2 protein-coding genes and 2 pseudogenes are annotated in these 6119 nt (G+C 74.2%); 1 reads left to right on the forward strand and 3 read right to left on the reverse strand.

The annotated features are described in order from the left end of the window. Positions 1-38: 38 nt before the first annotated feature. The 3 genes and pseudogenes from ACFQ3T_RS33540 to ACFQ3T_RS33550 form a co-directional block, all read right to left on the reverse strand. Positions 39-3326, reverse strand: a complete 3288-nt coding sequence (locus ACFQ3T_RS33540) for a S8 family peptidase (protein ID WP_380729673.1) — start codon at positions 3324-3326, stop codon at positions 39-41. Positions 3327-3499: 173 nt separating this feature from the next. After that, positions 3500-3934, reverse strand: coding sequence for a hypothetical protein (locus tag ACFQ3T_RS33545; protein WP_380729675.1), 435 nt, complete (start codon positions 3932-3934; stop codon positions 3500-3502). A gap of 213 nt (positions 3935-4147) precedes the next feature. Continuing rightward, positions 4148-4498, reverse strand: a pseudogene (locus ACFQ3T_RS33550) (transglycosylase SLT domain-containing protein); the annotation flags it as partial. A 956-nt stretch (positions 4499-5454) separates the two neighbouring features. Here ACFQ3T_RS33550 and ACFQ3T_RS33555 point away from each other — a divergent pair. Continuing rightward, a pseudogene (locus ACFQ3T_RS33555) lies at positions 5455-6119 on the forward strand (hypothetical protein); the annotation flags it as partial.

The raw sequence follows: 6119 nt of genomic DNA on the forward strand, positions 1-6119 counted from the left end.
CGGCGCCCCGGACCACCCGGCGCGCCGGCCGCACCCGGCTAGCGCGTGATCTTGTACGCGCGGATCACCGCGTGCTCGAACGTGTTGCCGTCACTGTCCGCACCGGACGCGCGCAGCGACGCGTACCCGGCCGCGTCGGGGTGCGGCACGAAGGCCGCGCCGCCCGCGACCGGCACCCGCCGCCACGTCGCGCCGTCGTCGAACGACACGTCGACCCGGACCTGGCCCACCTCGCCGTTGTCCGCGCCGCCTTGCTGCTCCACGGTCAGCGGCACGCGCAGCAGGCGACCGGCGGGCGCGCCGCCGCCGGCGTCCAGCTCCGGACCGAACCGCACCACCGACAGCGGCAGCCGGCGGCCGTGGCCGTCGGGCAGGGTCGCCATGCGGAACGTCCACGCCCCCGTCACCCGCGTGGTCAGCTCGTGCGCCGCCGGGTCGCGGACGATGTCGTGCTCCACCCGGTAGCGGCCCTCGCCCTCCGGCACGGTGAACTCGCCCCACTGGTCGCGGACCTGGCCGACCAGCCGCCCGTCCCGGTGGACGGAGGTGCGCGCCGACTCGTTGGCGCCCCGGCCGAGGTTGCCGTCGCGGTCGTTGATCAGCGGCACCTGCGCCGTCACCCGGTCCTCGTGGACGCCGAGGTAGGTGGCCGAGTACCCGGCCAGACCCGGACCGAGCACCGGGTGCGCGAACCGCTCCGCGTAGCGCTCGCCCAGCCGGTACGCGCGGTTGAACGACGAGTAGTCCGCCTCGGTCCGGTACTGGGGCGACATCCGCTGGTAGCCCCAGCTCCACGTGAGCCGGTCGGGCGTGATCAGGTCGACCACCGCGCCGCCCGCGGGCACGGGCAGGCCGACCGACCAGCCGCCCGAGCCGTCCGGCGGGCTGGCGTTGCCGCTGTGCCGGTACTGGCGGTCGGCCGGTCCGGGCGCGAACGTCGTCCGCACCTCGGTCAGCTCCTCGCGGGAGGGCGCGCGGGTGAACCCGTTGGGCACGGCGCCCTGCTCCATCCACCGGAACCGGTAGTGGGTCGGCGTCCCGTCGACCGGCGGGCCCTGGAACTGGGCGCCGACCGAGACGGTCAGCTCCCGCTCGCCCAGGGTCGGGCCGACGTGGCCGATCGCCATGTCGCCGAAACCGCCGAGGAACGCCGTGTTGAGCACGACGCGCCTGCCGTTGAGGACCCGCGAGACGTTGATGTCGCTCAGCATCGGCATCGCCTCGGGATCGGGCGCGGTGACCTGCAACGGCTTGGCCACGCGGGCGTCCAGGGTGTACCGGGTGCGGTCGGCGTCGACGGTCAGGGTCGGCCGGGCCAGCACCGTCGACCTGGGCCACGTGCGGATGACGGCCCGTGCCATGTACTCGCCCTTGGGCACGCGTGCGGTGGCGGTGCCGTCGGGGCCGTACAAGGTCTCGTAGACGTCGTTGTCCATCCCCACGAGCGTGACCGAGTTGTCCAGGGCGGGGTTGCCGTCGGGGTCGATGTGCTCGATCGCGATGTCGTAGCTCTCCACCTCGCGGGCCAGGCTGACCGGGACGCGCGTGGGTCCGCCGACCAGCACGCCCGAGAAGACGCCGTCGAGCCCGCCGACCCTGGTGTCCGCGGTGACCGCCACGTCGGCCGTGCCGCCGGCCGGGACGGTGACCCGCGCCGGGCTCACGGTGAGCAGGCCGGCGGGCGCGCCGGCGCCGTTCGGGCCGCGCAGGTCGGCGGTGAGGTCGAACGTGATCGGCGCCGGGCCGCTGTTGCGGTAGGTGACGGTCTTGGTGACCGGCGCGTCGTCGTGGTGCGGCCACGGCTGCTCGTCGAACGTGACGCTCACCGGCTCCGCGCCGACGGTGGCCGTGATCGCGCGGGTCAGGTCCACCCGGCCGGCGCCCTGGTCGAACACGCCCAGGGCCGGGTTCGGCTTGGCGGAGGCCATGAGCGCGGCCTTGAGCTGCGCGCCGGTCCAGTCCGGGTGCTGCTGCACGAGCAGCGCGGCCGCGCCCGCGACGTGCGGGGTGGCCATCGAGGTGCCGGACATGGCCGCGTGCCGCCTGCCGACCGGCGTGCCGGAGGTGCTCCCGGCGGCCTTGGCAGCGACGATGTTCAGGCCGGGCGCGGTGATGTCGGGCTTCACCGCGTCGTCGCCGTTGCGGGGGCCGCGGCTGGAGAAGTGGGCCAGGTCGTCGTCGTGCCGGATCGCGCCGACGGTGAGCGCGGCGTCCGCGCTGCCGGGGGAGTCGATCGACCGGGACCGCCCGCCGTTGCCCGCGGCGACGACGAACAGCGTGCCGGTCTTGGCCGTCAGCTGGTTGATCGCGTCCTCCAGCGGGTCGACGCCGGGGGAGTCGTAACCGCCGAGGCTGAGGTTGACGACGTCCGCGCCCTCGTCCACGGCCCACTGCACGCCGGCCAGGATCGAGGACTCGGGGCAGCCGCCGCTCCCGCACACCTTGCCGTCGAGGATGCGGGCGTCGGGCGCGACGCCCCGGTACGTCCGGTCGCCGCTCGCGATGGTGGCGGCGACGTGCGTGCCGTGACCGGTGGTGTCGGTGGCGTCCGGGTCGTCGGTGAAGTTGCGCTCGGCGACCTCCTTGCCCTTCAAATCGGGGTGCGCGCCGTCGACGCCGCCGTCCAGCACGGCGACCTTCACCCCCTTGCCGGTGTGCCCGGCCTGCCACGCCGCGGGCGCGCCGATCTGGGCGGTGGAGCGGTCGAGGGTGGGGCGCAGCACGCCGTCCAGCCACACCTTGGTGACGCCGGGGTCCGCGAGCAGGTCGCGGAACGTCGCCCCGGCGTCGGCCTTCGGCGCTCGCGTGGCCAGGGCGCCGGGCAGCGCGCGGGCGGAGCGCAGGCCGGTGGGCGTGCCGGTGACGATCAGCGGCACGTGGTCGGTGCGCGCGTCGTCGTAGCCGGCCTCGATCAGGCCCGTCACGTCGAAGAGGCGCGGGTCGAGCCTGCCCGAGGCGACGCCCTTGGCCGCGTCCTCGGGGACCACGCTCAGCCGACCGTCCCGGTGGGTCGAGTGGAAGACGACCTTCTCGCGGCCGGGACCGGGCTGGAACGACCCGACCGCCGTGCCGGTGACCACGACCCGGTCGCCGGTGACGAGCGTGACGGTGCGCGGCCGCGGATCGCCCGCCTCCTGCCCGGCCCCGCCGACCACCGCGGGTTCCGCGCCGGCCGCTCCCACGCCGGCCGCGGCGACCCTCGCACCGGCCGTGCCCTCGACGATCTCCGCGCCGGCCGTCCCCGAGGCGAGAACCCCGGGAGCGACCAGCCCTACCGCCAGGACGACGGCTCCCAGGGCTTTACCGCGCTTTCGTGGTCTGAACACACGTACCTCCCGAATCGGGTGCGCGCGGATCGCGCACTCCAGGGGGCACCGCAGACCCGCGGTGGCGGTGGACCGGAAGTGGCGAAGCCCCCCACGGCTTCGACGCTAGCCATCCCCGTCGCGTGCGGTCAGCTCCCTTTGGCAGGGTGTTCAGCCGCCCGAATGCACCATCGTCAGAAGAGTTCGCCGGACTCCACGCGCGCCACGAACGCCTCGGCGTCCGGCGCCAGCGGCACGATGTCGGGCCGATCGGTGCTCGTGGGGGCCACCAGCACCACGGGCGCGGGGTCGTGGCTCAGGTCGAACGCGAGGCGGCGCGCTGAGCCGTCGTCGCCGATGATCGCGAGGTGCGCACCGCCGGCCCGCACCGTCTCCCGCGGCGGGTGGAGGGTGACGACCGTGCCGCCCAGCCGACCGCTGCGGAACCACGACTCGCCCTGGAGGTACCGGCGCCACGCGGCGGGCAGCGGACGGCCCAGCTCGGCCTCCGCCCGCTCGAACTCCGCGTCCGCGACCGGACCGCGGTACTCGGCCTCGCGGACGATCTCGCCGACGATGTTCGCGTTGAACTCGTCCAGCTCCTCGGCGGGCACCCAGTTCTCCAGCACGCCGTGCGAATTACCGCCACCGTCTACTGTGGACTGATCAGGGCACGGTCACGTCTACAGCGACGACCGGGGCCGGTTCCGGCAGGCTCCAGCGGCGCCACGCCGTGGGCGATCCGGGTGGCCGACGTCCGCGTGGGCCGATCCGCGGCCGACCGGCAGGGGGTCTCTTCCGGGAGGTCCCCGTTCGGCGGTCCGCCGTCCCGCGCCCCGGGCTCAGTAGCCGACGTAGCCGACGCCGGCGTTCATGGAGACCAGGCCGGGGTGGTTGTGGAAGCCGCCGTAGCGCGCGTAGGTGTAGCGGACGCCGGCGATGATGTTGTCCACCGGGTTGTAGATGTCGTTGTGGCCCGCGAGCTTGTACGCCTGGAACGTGGGGTCGATGCACTGCATCAGGCCCTTGGAGGGTGTGCCGCGGGCGGCGTTGGAGTCCCAGGTGTTGACGGCGTTCGGGTTGCCGTTCGACTCCTTGACGATGATCGTGTAGATCTCGTCGAGGCTGTCCTCGGTGATCGGGGTGCCGTTGGCGGCCAGGATGGCGATCGCCTCACGGATCCAGCCCTCGACCTGGCGCTGCTTCGGCGGCTTGCGCGCCTCGGCGGCCTCGCGGGCCTCCTGGGCGGCCTTCTGCTCGGCCGCGACGCGGGCCGCGTAGCCGTCCGCCGCCACACCGCTGGCCTGGTTGAACGTCTGGAGCGCGGTCAGCTGCTCTTGGCGGATGATCCGCGCGGTCTCCGAGCCGAGGTCGATCGCGTGCACGGTGTCGACCTTGCCGGTCCGGACCTTCTCGTCCGGCACGCCGCCGAGGTCCGCGCCGCCCGCCATCGGGCTGAACGGGCCGCTGACGGCGTGGGCGGCGGCGCCGGCACCGGACACGATGCCGACCGCCACCGCCACTCCGGCGATCCGCCGGGGGAGCACCCGCTCGGTCTCGGCCCGGTGCGCGCCCTGGTATCCGGGCGGCGGTGGGGGTACCTCGAACGTGGTCTGCCCACGTTTCTTCTTATCTTTGACGTGCCGAGCCAAGGGTGCAGCCTCCTGCGTCGGGGAGCTCCGTCACCGGGCCTGGCGGGGGATCCAGGTGGTCGTGCCCGTCGGGGAGTCGGGCCGTGTCCGTTCGGTGACGGAACCGTGATCTGCGGGCAGGAACGTAACCGTTCGTGTTTTGAAGAGGCAAGGCATCGTCCCCAATGGGTGACCCGCGTCACGTTTGTAGGTGGTTGCCGCTACTGTCTGTTGCTCAGCCGGTCACGGAGGTGTCAGAGCGGTAACGGCACTGCTCGTGGACCGGTCTCTCGTCACCCGGATGGGTGACGGCCAGGCCGTGCCGATGTCGGAGACCGTGCCCGGACGGGTGACGCCGGGGGTCTCATGATCGTCCCCGTGAGGCCGCATTAGTGCGGTGACGTGCGGGAATCGGTTCGGAAGTGCCGGGATTCGTCGGTCCCGACCGTTACAGTCGAGGGCTCCTGCGTCACGCCGGACAGGGGTGCGACGAGGTCGACGTCCGCGCGAGGAGTCCGGTGGTCGAACACGGTGCGGGGGAACGGGTGCAGTCCGTCGAGGTCGTGGACGAGCTGGTGAAGCTGTTGCAGGACCTCACCGAGCGGCCGCGGTTCGGCGAGCTGCCCGGCGGCCGTGCGGGCGCCCGGGCGAGCGGCGACCGCGGCATCCCGCTGGTCTGCCTGGTCCGGGGCGTCGAGGCGGCCGGCCTGCTGGGCGCGCTGCAGGCCCACCTGAAAGGCGCGCACCCCGGTCGGGTCCCGCACGCCTACCACCGCTTCCCCGACCCGTCGCCCGAGCCCGGCGGCCCGTCCGGGCGTCCGGGGACCGGCGATGCGGCCGCTGGGGGTGGTGCGGCCGGCGGTCCGACCGTCGCGAACGCGGGCAACGGTGGCTTGGGCGCGCACCACGGCGCGAGCGGCGTTGCGGGTGGTGGTGGCGCGGGTGCGAACCTCAGCGTGGGCAACGGTGGCGCGGGTGTCGGTACGGGGGGTGGGGGCCAGTACCCGGGCAACGGTGGCTTGGGCGCACATCCCGGTGCGGGCGGCGGTGGTTCCCACCTCGGCGCGGGCGGTTCGGTCCCGACTCCCGGCGGTGGCCCTGGTCCCGGTGCCGGCGCGAGCCACGGTCCGGGCGGCGCCACGGGCATCCCCGCCGGTGGCGCGGCGCCCAACCCCGGTCCGGG

Origin of the sequence: Saccharothrix hoggarensis, from assembly GCF_042678885.1 — a bacterium.
GTDB classification, from domain to species: Bacteria; Actinomycetota; Actinomycetes; order Mycobacteriales; family Pseudonocardiaceae; genus Actinosynnema; species Actinosynnema hoggarensis.